Below are 505 nucleotides of genomic sequence, written 5' to 3' on the forward strand. Positions count from 1 at the left end.
AGCGTATCGCAGACAGTCTCCTTGATATCGGAAATCGAGGGTATTTTGAAACACATTCATGCGATGATACCTCCGAGCGGTCCGTTTGTTTTGAAGGATGGCAGCCAATTAACGAAACAGCAGGAATCGATTGCTTTAGAGGCTGGTAATCAATTGCAAGAGTTCTTCGCAGTGAAAGCAGGTAAAGAGGATATAGCAAAAGCTATTCGCATGCTGTCGTGTGGTTTGAAAATAGCACAACAATCAGACCATGAGGGAATGGCGTTGACCTATGGAATGGTTTTGGAAAATGTCTCTGCATGGTCACTGATGACAGTGGTCAAACGGATTTTATGTGATGAAATAAATTGTTTATCCGATACGTTTTTTCCGAGCACACGAGAACTTGTCAGGTTGTGTCGAGATTTAGAAAACAGTCTTTTGAGAAAAGCCAATTTTGTACGCAATGCTGTTTTGAGATTCCGTGAAAAGGAGTTGAAAGAACAAGCAGAGAAAGAGCATTCAA

At 41.6% G+C, this 505-nt stretch carries 1 protein-coding gene; it reads left to right on the forward strand.

Translation table 11 applies throughout. The annotated features are described in order from the left end of the window. Positions 1-90: 90 nt before the first annotated feature. Positions 91-505: hypothetical protein (locus ACFING_RS10180; protein ID WP_375630860.1), on the forward strand; the 415-nt coding region annotated here is incomplete at its 3' end.

Origin of the sequence: Bartonella sp. AP150HLJHH, from assembly GCF_042196385.1 — a bacterium.
Taxonomy (GTDB): domain Bacteria; phylum Pseudomonadota; class Alphaproteobacteria; order Rhizobiales; family Rhizobiaceae; genus Bartonella.